Origin of the sequence: Aliiroseovarius subalbicans, from assembly GCF_022678625.1 — a bacterium.
Taxonomy (GTDB): Bacteria; Pseudomonadota; Alphaproteobacteria; order Rhodobacterales; family Rhodobacteraceae; genus Aliiroseovarius_A; species Aliiroseovarius_A subalbicans.
Genome location: NZ_JALBYQ010000009.1, coordinates 13,239 through 31,532 on the forward strand (window position 1 = coordinate 13,239; position 18,294 = coordinate 31,532).

The 18,294-nt window shown below is 58.1% G+C and carries 17 protein-coding genes; 11 read left to right on the forward strand and 6 right to left on the reverse strand.

The window, feature by feature from the left end; translation table 11 throughout:
- Positions 1-42: 42 nt before the first annotated feature.
- Positions 43-969 carry an ExeA family protein gene (locus MN188_RS17315; RefSeq protein WP_242110587.1) on the reverse strand — a complete coding sequence of 309 codons (927 nt, stop codon included), beginning with the start codon at positions 967-969 and terminating at the stop codon, positions 43-45.
- Positions 970-1,511: 542 nt separating this feature from the next.
- Between MN188_RS17315 and MN188_RS17320 the strand changes: the two genes are divergently transcribed.
- From MN188_RS17320 to MN188_RS17330, 3 genes are all read left to right on the forward strand, one after another.
- On the forward strand, positions 1,512-2,201 hold the full coding sequence (locus MN188_RS17320) for a sugar transferase (RefSeq protein ID WP_242110588.1): 690 nt from the start codon (positions 1,512-1,514) through the stop codon (positions 2,199-2,201).
- 62 nt (positions 2,202-2,263) lie between these two features.
- Positions 2,264-4,708, forward strand: a complete 2,445-nt coding sequence (locus MN188_RS17325) for a tetratricopeptide repeat protein (protein WP_242110589.1) — start codon at positions 2,264-2,266, stop codon at positions 4,706-4,708.
- A 120-nt stretch (positions 4,709-4,828) separates the two neighbouring features.
- Positions 4,829-5,419 (forward strand): polysaccharide biosynthesis/export family protein, encoded by a 591-nt coding sequence (locus MN188_RS17330; RefSeq protein WP_242110590.1) that lies wholly within the window; start codon positions 4,829-4,831, stop codon positions 5,417-5,419.
- A 55-nt stretch (positions 5,420-5,474) separates the two neighbouring features.
- Here MN188_RS17330 and MN188_RS17335 read toward each other — a convergent pair whose 3' ends face one another.
- The 3 genes from MN188_RS17335 to MN188_RS17345 all read right to left on the reverse strand — a co-directional run bounded on the left by MN188_RS17335 (position 5,475) and on the right by MN188_RS17345 (position 9,086).
- Positions 5,475-6,413: a glycosyltransferase family 2 protein gene (locus tag MN188_RS17335; protein WP_242110591.1), complete on the reverse strand. Its 939-nt coding sequence runs from the start codon at positions 6,411-6,413 to the stop codon at positions 5,475-5,477.
- 143 nt (positions 6,414-6,556) lie between these two features.
- Positions 6,557-7,576, reverse strand: a complete 1,020-nt coding sequence (locus MN188_RS17340) for a ParB/RepB/Spo0J family partition protein (RefSeq protein ID WP_242110592.1) — start codon at positions 7,574-7,576, stop codon at positions 6,557-6,559.
- 97 nt (positions 7,577-7,673) lie between these two features.
- On the reverse strand, positions 7,674-9,086 hold the full coding sequence (locus MN188_RS17345) for an AAA family ATPase (protein ID WP_242110593.1): 1,413 nt from the start codon (positions 9,084-9,086) through the stop codon (positions 7,674-7,676).
- A gap of 398 nt (positions 9,087-9,484) precedes the next feature.
- On the opposite strand from MN188_RS17345, the gene MN188_RS17350 reads away from it, so the two are divergent.
- Positions 9,485-10,492, forward strand: a complete 1,008-nt coding sequence (locus tag MN188_RS17350; RefSeq protein WP_242110594.1) for a replication initiator protein A — start codon at positions 9,485-9,487, stop codon at positions 10,490-10,492.
- A gap of 29 nt (positions 10,493-10,521) precedes the next feature.
- On the opposite strand, the gene MN188_RS17355 is transcribed toward MN188_RS17350, so the two are convergent.
- A complete protein-coding gene (locus MN188_RS17355; protein WP_242110595.1) occupies positions 10,522-10,710 on the reverse strand; it encodes a hypothetical protein in 189 nt (62 codons plus the stop codon).
- Between the two features lie 249 nt (positions 10,711-10,959).
- Positions 10,960-12,387: an efflux transporter outer membrane subunit gene (locus MN188_RS17360; protein WP_242110596.1), complete on the reverse strand. Its 1,428-nt coding sequence runs from the start codon at positions 12,385-12,387 to the stop codon at positions 10,960-10,962.
- 294 nt (positions 12,388-12,681) lie between these two features.
- Here MN188_RS17360 and rfbC point away from each other — a divergent pair, with 294 nt between their 5' ends.
- From rfbC to MN188_RS17395, 7 genes are all read left to right on the forward strand, one after another.
- Positions 12,682-13,239 carry a dTDP-4-dehydrorhamnose 3,5-epimerase gene (rfbC, locus tag MN188_RS17365; RefSeq protein ID WP_242110598.1) on the forward strand — a complete coding sequence of 186 codons (558 nt, stop codon included), beginning with the start codon at positions 12,682-12,684 and terminating at the stop codon, positions 13,237-13,239.
- Positions 13,236-14,276, forward strand: a complete 1,041-nt coding sequence (gene rfbB / locus MN188_RS17370; protein ID WP_242110600.1) for a dTDP-glucose 4,6-dehydratase — start codon at positions 13,236-13,238, stop codon at positions 14,274-14,276. The genes rfbC and rfbB overlap by 4 nt, the downstream gene beginning before the upstream one ends.
- A complete protein-coding gene (gene rfbD / locus MN188_RS17375; protein WP_242110601.1) occupies positions 14,273-15,121 on the forward strand; it encodes a dTDP-4-dehydrorhamnose reductase in 849 nt (282 codons plus the stop codon). The genes rfbB and rfbD overlap by 4 nt, the downstream gene beginning before the upstream one ends.
- On the forward strand, positions 15,118-15,993 hold the full coding sequence (gene rfbA / locus MN188_RS17380; RefSeq protein WP_242110602.1) for a glucose-1-phosphate thymidylyltransferase RfbA: 876 nt from the start codon (positions 15,118-15,120) through the stop codon (positions 15,991-15,993). Before rfbD ends, rfbA begins: the two co-directional genes overlap by 4 nt.
- Before the next feature lie 322 nt (positions 15,994-16,315).
- The gene (locus MN188_RS17385) at positions 16,316-16,801 is read left to right on the forward strand and encodes a VPLPA-CTERM sorting domain-containing protein (protein ID WP_242110603.1); all 486 of its coding nucleotides are present in this window, start codon (positions 16,316-16,318) and stop codon (positions 16,799-16,801) included.
- A gap of 286 nt (positions 16,802-17,087) precedes the next feature.
- Positions 17,088-17,354: a hypothetical protein gene (locus MN188_RS17390; RefSeq protein ID WP_242110604.1), complete on the forward strand. Its 267-nt coding sequence runs from the start codon at positions 17,088-17,090 to the stop codon at positions 17,352-17,354.
- Between the two features lie 174 nt (positions 17,355-17,528).
- Positions 17,529-18,227: an outer membrane protein gene (locus tag MN188_RS17395; protein ID WP_242110605.1), complete on the forward strand. Its 699-nt coding sequence runs from the start codon at positions 17,529-17,531 to the stop codon at positions 18,225-18,227.
- The last annotated feature ends 67 nt before the right edge of the window (positions 18,228-18,294 follow it).

An 18,294-nucleotide genomic window follows, 5' to 3' on the forward strand; every position in this document is an offset into this window, starting at 1 on the left:
TGTCGTGCCTTACGACCTTCCTATGGCTGTTATCCGAACAAGTCACCCAGTCTTCTTCCTTCGCCACGGAACAGTCGTTCCGGCTGGTGCGGGAACTGTGTCTTCGCTCGCTTCGTCGTCCACCGGCGGCACCGGGAGCGCATTGCTGGCGAAAAACACACCGTCCTCCAGCACGTTGCGCACCGTCGTGACCGAGACCTGGACACGATCCGAGCTCCAGGCATAGAGCAGCGCCAGTTCACACAGCTGGTTGATCAGGCGCGGGATGCCACGGGTGGCGCGAAAAATATCGCCGGCCGCCCGTGGCGAAATTTCCCGTCCCGTTCCGCCGGCAAGCTGAAGTCGGTGGCGGATATAGGCGCGCGTGGTGCGCTCATCCATGCCCTGCAAGTGGAAACTGGCCGCGACCCGCTGGGCCAACTGGCGCATGCTTGGGTGCAGCACGATCTCTTTCAGTTCGGGTTGGCCAACCAGGATGAGCTGGATCAGTTCATCCTTGTTGGCGTTGATATTGGTCAGCAGACGCATTTCCTCCAGCCCCTCGCCGGACAGGTTCTGCGCCTCGTCAATGATCAGGACAACCCGTCGCCCCTCGGCGTATTCCCCAACGACATACTCCTGGAAGCGCTGAAACAGGGTCACATAGGTCTCGCCTGGATTGAATGGAACCGACAGGGCATTCAGCACCCATTGCAGAAGCTCGCCCCGATCGCCTTGCACGTTCGAAAGAAGCCCGACCCGGACCGAACCGTCCATCTGACCCAGCAGGTTCTGCACCAACGTGGTTTTGCCCGACCCGATCTCACCGGTGATGAGCGTGATCGGCGCGCGCGACATGATACCGAACTCCAGCACAGCAAAGGCACGCTTGTGCTGCTTGGACCAGAACAGGAAACTCGGATCCGGCACCAGGGTGAAGGGGCGTTCGGTCAGCCCGAAATGCTCTGTATAGAGTTCGTTGGCAGTCATATCTCTGTCAGACCTCCTAAATTTCGATGCCCTCGTACAGGGAACCGGCTTCACAGACCGACACTACACCCTATTCCTTCCCGGCCATATCCGCCAAACCCGGATAGCATCTGAATGGGGCGGCGTTGCGACTGACTCAGGCGCTGAAGCTGGCGCGATTGGGGCAATCTTTATGGAATTTTCAGTGTGGGAACACATGCGCCCCTCTTGGATTTTGGGGAAATCTATACATGTTTCGGGTCAAACTCCCCCCTGAACTGCGTATTGTTTCAGTATTCAAAACAAAAAGACACGGAAACAATTTGTATCCCATTTGAAAGTCCATACTTTTCAATCCATTAGATCAAAGCCAGTCTCCTCTCGGTGTAAATATGTTAATTTTGTGGCGAAGATGTGTTAGGCTATTTTTTGTGGTGAGGGGAGAAACAAAGAAAGCCTGAAGGGGTTTTTTTGATAGCTGCTGCGTCTGCTCGGTATGTGATCTTTTAAGTATTGAGTGATTTGGATGTGGTGCGCCTTTGTATGATTAAGGTTGGGTGGAAATGACTACATATTTTAAAGATTTTTCGGCAACTGGAACCAAGCCAGAAAAGGTATCGGAATTGCGATCCTCTGGCGATTCACGTCGTACATATCGAGACTGCTATAAGCGTATTCTTGACGTTGTGTTTGTCCTCTTGTCCGCGCCCGTCGCTCTACCTCTTATTGGCTTTATGGCGCTGCTTACTGCACGAGATGGTGCCACACCCTTCTATCGTCAGGCCAGGGTTGGAAAGAACGGCCGGGTTTTCGGAATGTGGAAAATTCGAACCATGGTGCCCAATGCCGAGGAACGCCTGGAAAGCCACCTCGCGGCCAGCCCGCAAACCCGCGAAGAGTGGGACAGCACCCAGAAACTCAAGAACGACCCACGCATCACTTCAACCGGAAAGTTCCTGCGCAAGAGTTCGCTGGATGAACTGCCGCAGCTTTGGAACGTGCTCACGGGCGATATGTCCTTGGTCGGGCCTCGCCCGATGATGGAAAATCAAGAATCGCTCTATCCAGGAACGGCCTATTATGCGCTGCGACCGGGCGTCACCGGCTCCTGGCAGGTCTCCGACCGCAATGAAACGACTTTTGCCGGGCGGGCCAAGTTCGATACCGAGTATTACTACAGCCTGTCTCTGGCGACCGATCTGAAAATCCTGGCACGCACTGTCAACGTTGTTCTACGCGCCACCGGACACTAACTTGGAGCTCCACCTTCCGCCCATCATGGGGGATGGAGTTGTATTTCTGGAGCAGAACACACGTGCTTAATAGGTGCCTTCTGGGTTTTTTCCTTGGATGTGGGCTGTTCGCTCTCACCGCCTGCGACAGCGCTGAAGAACGTGCCGAAGAGCATTTCCAGACAGCACTCGAATATATCGAAGTAGGTGATTTCGCCCGCGCAACCATCGAATTTAGAAATGTCTTCAAGCTGAACGGTCATCACCGCGAGGCCCGGCTGACCTATGCGAGAATGCAGGATGAGCGGGGCGATGTGTCCGAAGCTTATGGCCAATATCTGCGTCTGGTTGAGCAATATCCCGATGATCTGGAAGGCCGCAAAGCCCTTGTGAGACTGGCCGTTGAGACCGGGAACTGGGAGGAGATCGAGCGCCACGGAAATGCCGCCGCCAAACTCGCCCCGGAAGATCCATTGATCCAGGCGACATTGACCCTGATCGCCGTTCGCCAAGCGCTGCATGACGAAGACAGCCACACCCTCCAGAACGCATTTGACACCGCCCGGGAGCTTTTAAGCAAACAGCCGAACCTGCTGGCAGCCCATCAGGTCGTGATCAACCAGTTGATCCTGGACCAGCACTGGACAGAGGCACAAGCCGCACTGGACACCGCCCTCACGGCCTTTCCGGAAAACATGAAGTTCTACATGCTGCGCCTCAAGGTGCTGCAGGAACGGGGCGACAACCCGGCAATCGAAGCCCAGCTTCAGCGCATGCTGACGCGCTTCCCCGGTGAACAGAATATTCAGAACATTTTGCTGGGTTGGTATCTGGATCAGGGAAACATAGATGCGGCCGAAGCCTTTCTGCGCGCCCGCGTCACCCCGGAGAGTGACACGCCGGACAGCCAGGTCGCGCTGATACAGTTCCTGGCCACAACGCGCGGCTCCGAAGCGGCAAAGGCGGAACTGGACAGCATCCTGGCCACCGACACACGTCACGCGCTGACCTTTCGGGCGCTGCGGGCGGCATTGGATTTTGAAACCGGGAAGACAGACAAGGCCATTGCCCGCCTGGAAAGCGCACTTGAGGGTCTGCCCCCCTCGCCCGAGGTCAATGATGCCAAGGTAACACTGGCCAGAATGCTGGTGGACACGGGCAATGCGGTGGGGGCGCGGGCCCTGTTGGAAGAGGTGCTCGAGGCCGACGCGTCACATGTGGACGCCATGAAGCTCAAGGCCCGGGACCTGATCAAGCGCGACCAGACCGGAGATGCGATCATCCTTCTGCGTGCGGCTCTCGGGGAAAGCCCGCGCGATGCCCAGGCGATGACCCTGCTGGCACAGGCTCATGAGCGCGACGGCAACCGGGACCTGATGGCGGAAATGCTGGCGCTGGCGGTCGAAGCGTCGGGCAGTGCACCTGCCGAGTCCCTCAGCTATGCCGCCTATCTGCAAAGGTATGAAAAGCTGATCCCGGCCGAAGACGTGCTCCTGGCGGCGCTGCGAATTCAGAATGAAAATCAACGCCTGCTTGGCGCACTCGGCACGCTTTACATCCAGATGCAGGACTGGAGCCGCACCCAAGGCGTGATCGACCGCCTGGTCCAGCTCGAGGGTGGCCTGCCGCTGGCCAATGAGCTCACCGCCCGCACATTGGCCGCGCAGGGGCAGGAAGATGAACTCCTGAGATTTCTAGGTGATCTGGCCAACCAAGTTGGCGCTGGCGGCCCGGATATCGGGATCATCCGCACCCACGTGAATCGCGGGGATTTGAAGGCGGCCCTGAACCATGTTGACCAGGCCCTGCAACAGACACCCGGCGACATGACCCTGCGTCTTCTGCGTGGAACCGTTCTGGCCGTTTCCGCGCGCCACGGCGAAGCCGAGGCGGCATATCGCACCCTGCTGAAGGACGCCCCGAAAGAAGAGCCGGTCTGGATCGCGCTCTACCGACTTCAACTGGCGCGCGGTGACAGTGACGCCGCCAGGCAGGTGGTCGACGAAGGCCTGGTCGCCCTGCCCGACAGCCCCCGGCTGCAATGGGCCCTTGCGATCGAACTGGAACAGGGCGGCGATATCAACGGGGCGATCGCGGTCTACGAGGCGCTCTATGCGCGCGACAGCGACAACCCGATCATTGCCAACAACCTGGCCAGCCTTCTGGCCACCCATCGCGACGACTCCGACAGCCTTTCCCACGCCTGGGAGGTTGCCCGGCGCCTGCGCGGCCAGAACATACCGGCCTTTCAGGACACCTATGGCTGGGTTGTCCACCGCCGCGGTGATTACGAGGACGCGCTGGCCCATCTCGAACCCGCGGCCCGCGGCCTGCCGGATGATCCGGTGGTCCAGTATCACCTTGCTGCCACCTATGCCGCCCTTGGTCGTAACGCCAAGGCGCTGGAACAGTTCCGCAAGGTGGCCACGATGAAGAACGCCGAAGCGATTCTCGACATGGTAAATGCCGAAATCACCCGCCTGTCCGAAGGGTCCGGGGCTGGCACACAAGAGAAAATCGACAAATGAACCCAGGAATCCACGGCTAATCCACTGCTGAACGTTCTGTTTCGTCAATTGCAGTTTCACTTAACTCTCCTGCCGGGGTATTCTTGGTTCAAGCCATTGGCTAGCCTAGGGGAAATAACGATGTTCAAAACCGTTTTCACATTCATTGCCGCCGCGCTTGCGGTCACCTTCTTCACCACGCACGCTCAGGCTCAGAGCGGCTACCAGATCCGTAGCGGCGACACGCTGACGATCGAAGTTCTTGAAGATTCAAGCCTGAACCGCACCGCCTTGGTGCTGCCGGACGGCTCGATCAGCTTCCCGCTGGCCGGCGGGCTCAAGGTTGCGGGCCAGACCACGGGCCAGGTTGCTGCCGCCCTGTCCAACGGGCTGTCTTCAAACTTCGCCTCGAGCCCGAATGTCCATGTGGCCGTCAGCGAAGTCGTGGTTCGCACCGTGGCCGCCCCCGTGGGCACGAGCATCTATCTCACCGGTGAGATTGCCAACCCCGGCCATATCAGCGCCCGTCGCGGCACCACTATTCTTCAGGCGATTGCCGAGGCCGGTGGGTTGACCCGCTTTGCTGCCGGTAAACGCATTCAGCTGCGCCGTGGTGACCGGATTTATGTCTACAATTATGACACAAACGGTGGCGCAGGCAGCATCTCCGGCAACACGGCTCTGGCCCGTGGAGATGTGATTGTGGTGCCAACACGCAAGCTTTTTGAATAAAGCCGAACCGCATCAGTTCTGAACTGACGCTGGCTTCCACAGGGAGCCCGTCAGCTTAGCGCGGAATGAATCCACCCTGCCATTCTGCGCGGCGATCCCAGACTTCGCGCCAGACGGAAAAGTCGTCACTATTTCGGCGCAAAACCCTGTAGGCGATCTGACGTGACCAGGGCCAGAGCCGGTACAGGAAACGTGCAACAGGGCGCTGCCAAGCTGGAACGTGACGCTCCAGCAGAGTGGCTTTGGCGGCCAGCAAGCGTACCATCTTGTCCGCGCGAACCTTCTCCGAAGCCCCCCCAAAATGGATGATCTCGGCATCGGGCGTCACGCGGGGGGCCGCCCTCAGGTCACGGATTGCGCGCAGGCACAGGTCGGCTTCTTCGCCATACATGAAGAAGGTTTCATCGAACCCGCCAAGCGCCTCCCAGTCAGCCCGCCGGATCAGGAAGAAACAGCCGGACACAATATCGACCTGGCGCTCGGAGCTGCGGTCCCAGCCGCCATAGGTCTCGGGATTGAACCGCTCGCTGTTTGCAAAGATCCCGGTCAACCCCGTGCTGCGGCAAAAGATAGCCCAGAGCCCCATGCGCCCCCAGCAGGAGCCCGGGTTCAAGCTGTGATCTCCGAACAGGGTGCGCCCGCCCCAAATACGCGCCTCGGGCCGGCTGTTGGCGAAATCGACAAGACGGTCAATGGCCCTCTCCAGTACCACCGTGTCGGGGTTTAGCAGCAGGATATAGTCCCCACGTGCATGCTCTGCGGCGATATTGTTGCCCTTGGCAAAGCCATGGTTTTTCTGTTCGGCCATCAAGCGCATCTCGGGAAACTCGGCAGCAATCGCCTCGGGAGAGCCATCGGAGGACACATTGTCGACCACGATGACCTCATGCGACACGGTGGTTTGCCCCTTGAGGGAGCGCAGGCAATCCAGCGTCATCTCGCGGGTATTGTAGCTGACCACCAGAATAGAGACTTTGGGAAGTGTCTTTGTCACGAATGAAAACCGCCTGAAAAATCGGAACCGGATGCCCAGAAAAGGTCATTTCACGCGGCTGTCTTCAGATCAACCCCGGCAGGGCAGTGGGATGGAAATGTTTCGCGCGCGAAACAAATTCCCCGGATGGGGATAGGTTGGTGTCATGCCTGACTTCGCAGCCAGGCGCGCAGGCGCTCTTGGAAATCTGCCGTCACTCCCGAACCGCTCAGGGTGAGCCCCAATCCGTCTGCTGAGAGGGCCAACTGGATGGGTCCGAAGCTTTCCGTCTGTGGGTTTTTAGACTCTAATCCACCTTTTAGAGACTGTTTTGCCCCCTGCCCTTTCAAGGCTTTCGACAGGATTATCGCTTCCTGCTCCTGGGTTTCCGGCGGCGTGGCACGCAGGACCGAGCGAATACGATCGGCAACGTCTGGATTATCTTTCAGTGCCTTTGACAGGGAGAGCCCCAGGCGTTCCGGGATTGCGGCGGCGAACTCCAACGCCTCGTCCAACGCATGGTAGATCGCAATGAAGGACCTGATCTTGGAGCGCTTAGATCGGCTTATATTCGCAAAGAGCCCGCGCAAGGCGGCCCCTTCATCGGGATAGACCCCTTCCTCTGCCGCCCGCGCCGCAATGCGGGCGCGTTCGTAGTAGGACAGGCCGACACGTATTTCATTCTCTTCCACCATCGCCAGATAGGCGTCAGACGCGTTTTCGGGCTTTCTCAGCAGGGCCTGGATGGTGGCGAACCGATCTTCGCCACTTTCATCATGAAGCACCTTCAGCGCCGCCAGACGGCGCCAGCCGGAAATCAGCCCAAATCGACCCTGTTCCAGCTCAACAACCTCGATCGGGGTCTGCTGACCGCGAACCCGCAGACTCTCGATTAAGGCAGCCATGTCTTCGCCATCGGCGACCAGGCGGTCACGAACCAGGTGGTATTCATCAACCAAATCGAGCGGCAGAGCCTGCACCAGGCGCCCTTCGGCGCGGGCCGAGCGGATTTCACCGGTTAGATCCTCGACAGCAGCCTGAAGGGCGCTTTCCCCGGCCACCTGGGCAATCGGCGGGGTCGAACGCGACACGCCCATGGGAAACATGCTCTTGGCCTCCGGGGCAGGGGAGGTATCACCCAGATAGTCCGGGCGGGCAGGGGTCAATCTCTTGCGTTTAGCCATGTTCGTCTCCGTTTTCCCCAGAACTAGAGTCTGTTTCCTTGTCTTTTCCTACCCTGGCGCCCGGTCGCGAAATGTTTCGCGCGCGAAACAAGTTCTTCTAGAACGCCAGTTGCGGTGCCCCGGCATTCTCGGCGTCGCGGGCTAGTTCCTCGCGGCGCCAAACCCCCAGAAGCAACCGTTTGAACGCGGCATAGGTTTCGTCAAAGGTTTCACGCCCCCGCACATAGGTTTCGCGGTTGAAGTCGCGATAATCCGCCTCGTAGATCCCGTTCACCTGCTCCCCGGCTTGGCCGATCAGGGCCGTGAATTCTTGACGATGTGGGTTCAGGGTCCGGCCCAGATAGGCCTGCATCAGGCTGGCCAGTTCGGCCTGCTGGCCGCTGTCATAGCGGGTGATAAGGGTGCGCACCGCATCCCATTCAAAGGCCATCTCCGCGCGCCCCAGGGCACGGGCGGCCATGTTCTCGCCTTCCTCGATCGACTGGAAGGTGGAATGCAGCATGTCGAAGAAACGCCCGGTCGAATCGAACTCCAGGAACGAGGCCCCCATCGGCACCAGCAGGATGTCCGAAGCCGCCAACCCGTTGATGGTCAGATAACCAAGGGCAGGGGGGGTATCGAGGAAGATCAGGTCGTACTGGTCCAGCACGCCGTCCTCTTCCAGCGTATCGGTAATGGCATCCCAGAGCTTCCAGCTGCGCCCTTGCATGCGCCAGACCGGTATCTGGAACTCAGCCCAGTAGAGGTTCAACTGTGCCCCGATCAGGTCGATATTGGGCCAATGCGTGGATTGGATCAGATCGTCTGATCGGATTTTCAGGGCCTCATCCAGCGTATCGTCGATCGGCACGGGCTCTACGCCACGGTCAAGTCGCCCCTGGTTCTCGCGGCGCAAGTGGCTGGCATAATGGCGTGCAACCAGCGGAAAGACCGTTTGCCATTCATCCTGGACCTTGCCTCCGAAAATCGAGGTCATGGACCCCTGGCTGTCCAGATCCACGACCAGAACCCGATAGCCGTCCAGTGCGGCAGACATCGCCAGATGGGCACATGTCGAGGTCTTGCCGACCCCGCCCTTGAAATTGGCTACGGCAACGATCTTGGCGGGCAATCCTTCGGGGCGATAGGGGCGGTATTCCTTGGATTTGGACCCCTCTGCCGCAAAATGGGCCCGCAGACGGAGAACCTCGTCCAAGGTAAACCACTTGGCACCGCCCTCGGTTTCGGACCGGCCTTGGGGAAGTTCCGGGCTGGCCTTCAGCACACGGCGAAAATGGGGAGCCGCAACGGGTATCAGATAGCGGGTGATTTCCCAGGTGGAGAATAGCCGTAGTTTCTTCTGCCCGTCTTCGTGCAAACCACGCCCGGCCAAGTCATCGCGCCCTCGGGCACAGGCGCCTGCAATTTCGGCAAAATCCGATGTGGACGCAGGATTGCCCAAGTCGCCAAGTGCAACATCAGGATCAATATTGAAATACGGGGGCAATCTGTCCTGGTGTGCTGTCCGCATAGAGAAAACCGTCCGATGTTCTGCCTTTTTGGCAATATACCACAAAAGGTGGCATGTGGAAGCACTCTCGGCAGAAACACGTGTTTTCTAAGCAAAAAAGGTGTGCTTTCCTCATTTTACTAAGGGTTGGGTGGCTATCTGAAAATAAATGTCTGTTAAATTTCTGTTATATATTAGTTACGGGAGGAAGTGATCAGAGTATCACTTTGATTTAACAAGGAAATAACCGTGCATTTGGTATGTTGGTGAATCTGAAGCCACGATAGTGCGACTCTGATCCCACGCTGAGATGAATCCGAACCCACGATGGCTCGCTTTACCGGGCCTGTGGATAACTTTAGTCTGAGCGTCAATAAAACCACGATAAAGATTCGGGCAGTGATCAGGAAAAATTTCAGATGAGCGGGGCAGGAACCTTGTTGCCGGACCGGCATCCGACAGCCGATTTCTTCGTCTGCGATATCTTCGATGCCTTGCCGAAGGATGACCTGGGTTCGATGGAACATCCGATGTTTTCATTGTCGACGCGACCTGATCGGAGGATCCTGAACTACGAGCACAATGGGGTCGAGATTACCGTGACACCTTCGGTGAAGGGGCTGGCGACGATCCACGACAAGGACATCTTGATTTTTTGTATAAGTCAATTGATGGCGGCGCTGAATGCAGGCCGTGCGGTCAGCCGGGTCTTGCACCTGAAAGCGCATGATCTTCTGGTGGCCACCAACCGCGAAACATCGGGCGATGGCTACAAGCGGTTGCGCGAAGCCTTCGAACGCCTGGCGGGGACGCGTATCACTACCAACATGACCACCGGAGAGGTCGAGACCACCACCGGGTTCGGCCTGATCGAAAGCTGGGAGATCGTGCGCCACACCCGCGGAGGGCGCATGACGAGCGTATCGGTGAAACTGTCGGACTGGCTATTTCGCGCAGTGATGTCGAAATCGGTGCTGACGTTGAGCCGCGACTATTTCCGTCTGCGCAAACCGCTGGAGCGGCGGGTCTATGAGCTGGCGCGTAAACATTGCGGGCGACAGCCGGAATGGCGGGTCTCGGTCGAAGTGCTGTTGAAGAAATCCGGGTCGGCCTCGCCGCGCCGGGTGTTTCGCAAGATGTTGCGCGACATGATCGCCGCCGATCACCTGCCGGATTACGAAATGTTGGAAGAGCCGGGGGACATCATCCGGTTTGCCCGCCGCGGCCAGGTGGTCGAAGTGGGAAGCCGTCCGCTTCTGTCAGCGGACGCTTTGGACCAGGCGCGCGACCTGGCGCCGGGGTCGGATGTCTATGCATTGGAGGCGGACTGGCTGCGCTATTGGGCCGATACGGGCCGTCCTGCGCTCAGAAGCCCGACACAGGCCTTCCTGGGTTATGTACGCACGCGTGTGGCCAGCGGGGGCTGAGCAGATATCAGAAAGGGCAGGGGTCTTGATCAGGTATCGCGGTCGTCAAGGTTTCGATGGCCAAGGGCCAGGTTCAGACCGGATATGCTGATCAGCGTGGAGAACATGCCGACCGAACTGTAAAGCCAAAGCGCCATCAAGAGGGAATATCCGGACAACAGGGCTGCGATCGCTGTCAGGAAACCCACAAGCATACCTATGGCCAATGCGCCGATCATTCCGTCTTCCTCCTGCCTCACCTTGTTGTTCCTGTACCCAGCCTGATCTGACTTTGTGGCATTATTTGGGCATGGTCCGATTAGTATTTCGTTAACAGGGCCACGGTAGCCCTGAGATTTATCATAAAACTATCATGAAGCCGTTCCTGCGGCTGCAGAATTTTGTGCGGGCGGCCAGTTGGGCGGAACTTCTCCGAGACCGGGTTGAATCGCAGGCAAGGGCTTTTGCTGCTAGAAGTGATCGAACTGTCATTCGTTTTTATGTTCCGATCCGGGTGTGATTTCATCGGTCGTGCGGTTAGGCACGGCGGTGCTTCCGGTGCCAAGGCTGATATTCAGGGTAATGAAGCTGCGCGCCAGCCAGCGTAGGTTCTGGGCCAGGACAATATCGGCATTCGAAATGTCTTCTTCCGTAGCAATCAGTTCGCGGATGGTGGCGCCATCACGTTCGACAAGGTCACGGGTCAGGTCGAATACTTCGCGATAAAGCCGGGCACTGCGTTGTGCGGCTTGGACCGAGGAGGCTCTGTTCCGGTATTCGGCAAGTGCCGTTTCGACTTCCTCGAGTGCTATCAACACTGTGGATTTCCATTCGCTATGCGCTTGTCTGGCTTGCGAATGTCGTGCTGCGACGACTGCGCGGGTGCTGGAGCTCGGAAGTGAAGGGAAGGTGATCGATGGGCCAAATACCGACTGAATGCCATCGGCAGTGTTGGTGTTGGCAAGGCTGATCGTTCCCTGGAGCGCCAGCCGGGGATAGAGATCGGCCTTTGCGATGCCGATCTCGGATACGGCCGCAGAATACTGCCGCTCGGCAATTCGGATATCCGGGCGGTTGCGCACCAAATCCGAAGGAATGCCTGTATTTACAGGTTTGCCTAGGCGCGGCTGATGCGCAGACTTGTCCAAGCTGATCTCAAGCTGGTTTGGTGTCCGGCCGGTCAAGGTCGCGATGGCATGTTTTCGGCTGGCCACTGCTGTGGTCAGTTCGGGGATCAATGCCTGGGTCTCGGCAACCAACGCATCGGTCCGAACCACGTCGATGCGTATGGCGGCATTCCGATCAAACAGGCGTTTTGTCAGCGCTGCGGTCTGCTGGCGCGATCGAAGTTGCTGTCGGCGCAGTTGGAGCAGGTGCTGATTGTAGCGCAGGTCGATATAGGCATTGGTAATGTTGAGGATGAGCAATAGGCGTGCTGCATCTACTTCGGCATCCGCAGCTTCAGCGTGGGCCTGGGCGGCTTCACGTTGTTGTTGTCGAGCCCCGTAGGGGTCAAATAGCCAGGAGAATCCGAGCTGGAGCTCTGTCCGGGTTTGCGTAGATCCATCTGGCTCGCGCTCATGTGTTAGGGCGCCAGAAGGTGTTGCGGAGGCCTGGGGAGACAGGATCTGCACCGTGGCTTGCGCCTCGATGACGCGCTCGCGAGCAATGGCCAGATCGATATTGTCGGCAAGCGCCAGAGTGACCAACGCATCGAGTGTCTGATCCCCGAATGCAGTCCACCAAGCATCATCGTGCAGCTGCGCTGGCGGGTTGGCCATTGTGCTGGTGTAGGAGTCGGCAAAGCCGAAGGTCGGCCGCTCATAGGGGACCTTGGTGGAACAGGCCGTCAGTCCGATACTGGCGACTAGAACATACCCGATCACGGGCGCCTTACGGCTGGGTTTTTTCAGCATTTTCTGCCCGCCTGCCTCAAATGACCGTCTTTTGCGATCTTAGAATTGCGGTTTATTGCTATATTCCCTGCCACAAAGGGTAAGGTTCAGGCAAGAAAACTATTGGCAGGCCCCGATTTGCCCCTCTGATCTTTGTAAAAATCACACAATAATACTCGATTTGTATTATGCCCGATAACAATGCCGTGGGCACGCTCAGGACTGGCGCTACAAGCTTTGGCACGATTTCCGCTGTTGACTGTGGTGTTCCGAGCGAGGGAGTTTGGCTGCGAATTCTAACCGGGAAATGGTAAGATGAAGATTGAAACCACTGACTTGCCCGGCGTGTTGATCCTGACCCCGGCCCGGCACGGGGATGCCCGCGGGTTTTTCAGTGAAAGCTGGAACCGGGCGCGGATGGCTGATGCGGGTCTGGATGTCGATTTTGTTCAGGACAACCATTCCCTGTCGCGCACCAGGGGCACGCTGAGGGGGCTGCACTATCAGTCTCCGCCGCATGCTCAGGCCAAGTTGGTGCGCTGTGGGCGTGGAGCGCTTCACGATGTGGCAGTCGATATCCGCAAAGGTTCGCCCACCTACGGCAAGTGGGTCGGGGTCGAACTGAGTTTCGAAAACGGTCGCCAGCTGTTGGTCCCCGAAGGTTTCCTGCATGGTTTTGTCACCCTGACTGACGATGTCGAGATCGTGTACAAATGTAGTGACTATTACAGCCCGGATTGCGATGGCGCGGTGCGCTGGGACAGCTGTGGTATCGACTGGTCTCTGGGCGGCGATCCGGTGCTGAGCGACAAGGACCTGACCGCCCCGGCCTTTGCGGATTTCGACAGTCCATTCGAATGGAGCGCATCATGAAGCTGCTTGTAACCGGGGGGGCAGGGTTCATCGGATCGGCCGTGGTGCGGGCGGCGATCGGGCAGGGGCACGAGGTCATCAACCTCGATGCGCTGACTTATGCGGCCTGCCTGGAGAACGTGGCCAGCGTGGCCGATGCGCCCGGATACACTTTCGTGCAGGCCGACATCCGTGATCGGGCGGCGCTGGACGCAGTGTTTGCCACCCACGCCCCCGACGCGGTCATGCACCTGGCCGCTGAAAGTCATGTGGACCGGTCAATCGACGGGCCGGGGGATTTCATCGAAACTAATATCACCGGCACCTACAACATGCTGGAGGTCGCCCGGACTCATTGGACACGCATGGGCAAGTCTGAGGCGTTCCGTTTCCACCACGTCTCGACCGACGAAGTGTTTGGCTCTCTGGGCGCCGAGGGGCTGTTCACCGAAGACACACCTTACGACCCGCGCAGTCCCTATTCCGCCTCGAAAGCCTCCAGTGACCACCTGGTGCGCGCTTGGGCCGAGACCTATGGGCTGCCCGTGGTTCTGACCAACTGCTCGAACAATTACGGTCCCTATCATTTCCCCGAGAAGCTGATCCCGGTGGTGATCCTGAACGCGCTGGCTGGCAGGTCGATCCCGATCTATGGCGATGGATCCAATGTGCGCGACTGGCTTTATGTCGAGGATCACGCCGAGGCGCTGCTTCTGGTGGTGCAGAAAGGCGAGCTGGGACGCAGCTATAATATCGGCGGCCATAACGAGGCGACGAACCTGGATCTGGTAAAACGGATCTGCGCCATTCTCGATACCCGCCGTCCCGAGGCCGCGCCCCATGGCGACCTGATCCGTTTTGTCACCGACCGCCCTGGCCATGATGCGCGTTATGCAATTGATGCCGGACGGATCGGCACAGAGCTGGGCTGGACACCGTCCGTGACGCTGGACGAGGGTCTGGAGCGCACGGTGGACTGGTATCTGACCAACGAGACCTGGTGGCGCCCCCTGCAAGCACGCGATGGTGTCGGGCAGCGGTTGGGGGTGAAGGCATGACCTTGCTGGTCTTTGGTAAATCGGGACAGGTGGCCACGGAACTGGCGCGCCGTGTGCCCGAGGCCGTGTTCTTGGGCCGGGACAGGGTTGATCTGAGCGTCCCGGACAGGATGGGTGAGGCCATTCGCGCTCTGATGCCTTCAGGAGTGATCAACGCTGCGGCCTATACGGCGGTGGACCGGACCGAGGAGGAGGAAGCTCTGGCCACGGTGGTGAACGGGGCCGCCCCGGGGGTGATGGCACGGACCTGTGCCGATTTGGGCATTCCCTTTGTGCATCTCTCAACCGATTACGTCTTTGATGGCACCGGCAGCACCCCCTGGACGGGCGATGCACCCACGGCGCCAATCGGCGCTTATGGCCGATCAAAACTGGCCGGAGAAGAGGCCGTGCGCGGGGCAGGGGGCATACATGTGATCTTGCGCACCTCGTGGGTGTTTTCCGCCCATGGGACGAACTTCGTCAAAACCATGCTGCGCGTCGGGGCCGAACGCGATGTTCTGCGGGTGGTATCAGACCAGGTCGGCGGGCCGACTCCGGCGGCGGACATTTCAAGGACTTGCCTGCAAGTCCTTGATTTACTTAGAAAAAATAATGAAAAATCAGGCACTTACCACTATTCCGGTGCGCCGGACGTCAGTTGGGCGGATTTCGCCAGTGCAATCTTCGATTTGGCAGGAATGGAGACGCGGGTCGAGGAGATTCCGACAAGCAAATATCCCACGCCAGCAGCCCGGCCGCTGAATTCCCGACTTGATTGCGCCCAATTACAGGCGGTTTTCGGCATTAAACGTCCTGACTGGAAGGCCGGTCTGGCAGACGTGTTGAAAGAGTTGAGAGCATGACGAAGCGCAAGGGCATCATTCTGGCAGGCGGATCGGGGACCCGGCTCTATCCGATTACCCTCGGCGTGTCGAAACAGCTGCTGCCACTCTATGACAAGCCGATGATCTATTACCCGCTGTCAGTTCTGATGCTGGCCGGGATCCGCGAGATCCTGATCATCACCACGCCGCAGGATCAGGATGCGTTTCAGCGTCTTCTGGGCGACGGCAGCCAGTGGGGGCTGGAGCTTTCCTATGTGGTTCAGCCTTCGCCTGACGGGTTGGCTCAGGCCTATATCCTGGGCGAGGCGTTTCTGGACGGTGCGCCTTCCGCTATGGTGTTGGGCGACAATATTTTCTTTGGCCATGGCTTGCCGGAGGTACTGGCGGCCGCAGACGCCAATACCGAAGGCGGCACGGTGTTCGGGTATCGCGTCTCGGACCCGGAACGCTATGGCGTGGTCGATTTCGCGAAAGATGGCCGCGTGCAATCTATTGTCGAAAAACCCGAAGTGGCCCCTTCGCACTATGCTGTGACGGGGCTCTATTTCCTCGATGGCACCGCGCCTGAACGTGCCCGCAAGGTCACCCCATCGACGCGCGGTGAGTTGGAAATCGTGACCCTGTTGGAGATGTACCTGGCCGAGGAGGCCCTATGCGTCGAGAAGATGGGCCGCGGTTATGCCTGGCTCGATACCGGCACCCATGCAAGCCTGCTGGATGCCGGAAATTTCGTGCGGACGCTGACTCAGCGCCAGGGGTTGCAGGTGGGTTCGCCCGACGAGATCGCCTATACCGCCGGATGGATTGACGACGCCGGGCTTGCAGCGCGGGCAAGGCTGTTTGGCAAAACAGATTATGGTCGGTACTTGGCGAGGTTGCCGGAAGGGTAGGGCGGTCGCCCCTCTCCTACGGAAAAACCCTGTGAAAGATCGTCATTCTTTCCAACATCGAATCACGTGTTTGTTGTTGCCCAGTGCATTCTGGCTGCCCGGCGCCGCTGTGACGCACACGTCAGGGTTGCGCTAACTGCGCAAGAACTCTCCCTTCACAACTTTAGCGACGTTCTCCAAGAAGAACACTTTGTGGCAAAAGTGTGGCATGCTATAATCTCAGGAGTGAAGATTGTTGAATGTCTGAGTTTTCAGAAAGGGTGGCCTTATGTATTCAATAGGGAAATTCCTGATAGCCTTGGCGGTCTTGGTCGGGGCTGGCTTGGCTGGCTCTACAAGCCATGCCGCGGTCATCACATTGGCTACTAATCAGCCTGCGTCGGCCACGATCACGGTCGACTGCCCGTCCGGATGTGAGGGGCTTGTCGGAGATCCGATTGCGTCGCTGAGCACCACTGAAGCCTGGGGTTATCGTTTTGGCCGGGCCAGCGAAGCCGCCCTTGCAAGCAACTTCAGCACGCTGACCGGCCTCACGGTTCCGGCGTCAGCGGTGACCAAGACCAATGGAGGGGGCGAGAATTTCAGCTTCAATGTCGGTGAGGGCTGGTTCTTCGTGAAATACGGCCGGTGGACCTCGTTCCTGCTGTCCTACGCCGAGCAATCGGTCACCTTCCTGAAAACCGGTAGAGGCCCGGCCGGGTTGAGCAACTATGGCTCGATCGCACCCGTACCGCTTCCTGCCGCGGGCTGGTTGCTCATTGCTGGCCTTGGCGGGCTTTTCATGGTGCGTCGTAGACGCAGCGCCTGACCAGAAGCTCAGAGATCACTTTGAAAGGCGGCTCCGGCCGCCTTTTTGTGTTGCGCGCAAACCTTATCGTAAGCTCATGATTGGTTCTTAACTTCACCGGCGCCAAAATCCATTGGCCGATGGGCAATTAGTTGGCCGTTCTACCTCGGCATAACTCCCGACCCCGGCCAAACCTAAACGTGGCTACTTGAAGAAATGCACAATTGAAATGAGTGGCTGAAAGAGTATCGCAGCATAATTTTGCCCTTTTCCTTTGCTAATTCTCAGCGAGGCATTGGAGCGTAGCGTGAAACAAGAAACGTTGAACCAAAGAGAAAAGGCAGAGATTGCGGAAAAGCGGCAGTGTCTTTTTACCCTCTTGCAAGAAGAGGTGCATGCGCTCGACCATGTCGACCATGTCGACCATGTCGACCCTCTCGAACCTACAGAGCCTACTCCTCGAATGCAGGCAACCGCCAAAAATCAGGGCAATTTGCCAGAAGAAGTTTTGGCGATGATCAGTACTTTTGCGAAATCCGGTGACGACATGGGGCAGCTACTGAAATTGCGTTGATGCGCAGTTTCAACGTCTTTGGTGCTATCCTTTGAAAGTGTGTCAGGCTGCCACCCGTTCACCTGTACCTGTCACAAAGCGCGTGGTTTTGGGCGGGCCGGAAAGTTCATTTACGTGCCTTAACGTGTCAGTTACTGTGTCCGAAATTCACGAGCGTTGAAGAAGGATACCAGTATGCGGATGGTTGGCCTGCCAGCGGTTGCAATGTTGGGTTGGGGGGCTCTCTTTGGCACCGCAATTGCGGGAAGTTACACCCCAAACGACCCAGTGGCTGTAGATGCGCAACCCTTCAGCTGGGCCGGCGCCTATCTCGGTGCCCATATCGATGGGCAGTTTTCGAATATTGAAGTTGATGGTGCGACCGACGGAGGCACGGTTTTTTCTTCCAGGCCCGGCGGCGGCGGAGTTTTTGGCGGCATTTATGCCGGTTACAATTGGGAAAGAACGCCCAACACGATAGTCGGCATTGATGTAGAGTATAATTGGGGGAGTGTAGACGGCTCCGATGCCCTGTCCGGTATTGCAGACAGGTTCTTCAACACAAGTATTAACGAAACGGCGGCAATTCGTGGCCGAATTGGGCGCGTTGTTAATAATTCACTCTTCTATGTCTCCGCAGGTGTCGCCGCTCTGAACTACGACCTGGACGTGCATCGTGCGTCCGGCTTTATTTATGGCGAAACGCATAATCGCATAGGGTGGACGCTCGGTGTTGGATTTGAGCAAAAACTGAGCGGGAAATGGGTAGGCCGCGTGGACTACCGGTACTCTGATTTTGGTGAGGGAAACGACTACTCCGACTCGTTTGGCACTACGGCCGCTTCAAAAATCAAAACCAATGATCTTCGGTTTGGCATTGCAAGCTCCTTTTGAACAAGGGTGAGAGGTCTTTCAGGTCGCTCGTCTTTTGCAGTTGTATTAGAGTGGTGCCAGCAAACCT

Bases quoted from the DNA above. Each gene is read 5' to 3' on its own strand.
- MN188_RS17395 (WP_242110605.1), top strand. From the start codon at position 17,529: ATGCGGATGGTTGGCCTGCCAGCGGTTGCAATGTTGGGTTGGGGGGCT.
- MN188_RS17340 (WP_242110592.1), bottom strand. From the start codon at position 7,576: ATGGCTAAACGCAAGAGATTGACCCCTGCCCGCCCGGACTATCTGGGT.
- rfbC (WP_242110598.1), top strand. From the start codon at position 12,682: ATGAAGATTGAAACCACTGACTTGCCCGGCGTGTTGATCCTGACCCCG.
- MN188_RS17345 (WP_242110593.1), bottom strand. From the start codon at position 9,086: ATGCGGACAGCACACCAGGACAGATTGCCCCCGTATTTCAATATTGAT.
- MN188_RS17355 (WP_242110595.1), bottom strand. From the start codon at position 10,710: ATGATCGGCGCATTGGCCATAGGTATGCTTGTGGGTTTCCTGACAGCG.
- rfbA (WP_242110602.1), top strand. From the start codon at position 15,118: ATGACGAAGCGCAAGGGCATCATTCTGGCAGGCGGATCGGGGACCCGG.
- MN188_RS17320 (WP_242110588.1), top strand. From the start codon at position 1,512: ATGACTACATATTTTAAAGATTTTTCGGCAACTGGAACCAAGCCAGAA.
- MN188_RS17360 (WP_242110596.1), bottom strand. From the start codon at position 12,387: ATGCTGAAAAAACCCAGCCGTAAGGCGCCCGTGATCGGGTATGTTCTA.
- rfbB (WP_242110600.1), top strand. From the start codon at position 13,236: ATGAAGCTGCTTGTAACCGGGGGGGCAGGGTTCATCGGATCGGCCGTG.
- rfbD (WP_242110601.1), top strand. From the start codon at position 14,273: ATGACCTTGCTGGTCTTTGGTAAATCGGGACAGGTGGCCACGGAACTG.
- MN188_RS17315 (WP_242110587.1), bottom strand. From the start codon at position 969: ATGACTGCCAACGAACTCTATACAGAGCATTTCGGGCTGACCGAACGC.
- MN188_RS17330 (WP_242110590.1), top strand. From the start codon at position 4,829: ATGTTCAAAACCGTTTTCACATTCATTGCCGCCGCGCTTGCGGTCACC.
- MN188_RS17350 (WP_242110594.1), top strand. From the start codon at position 9,485: ATGAGCGGGGCAGGAACCTTGTTGCCGGACCGGCATCCGACAGCCGAT.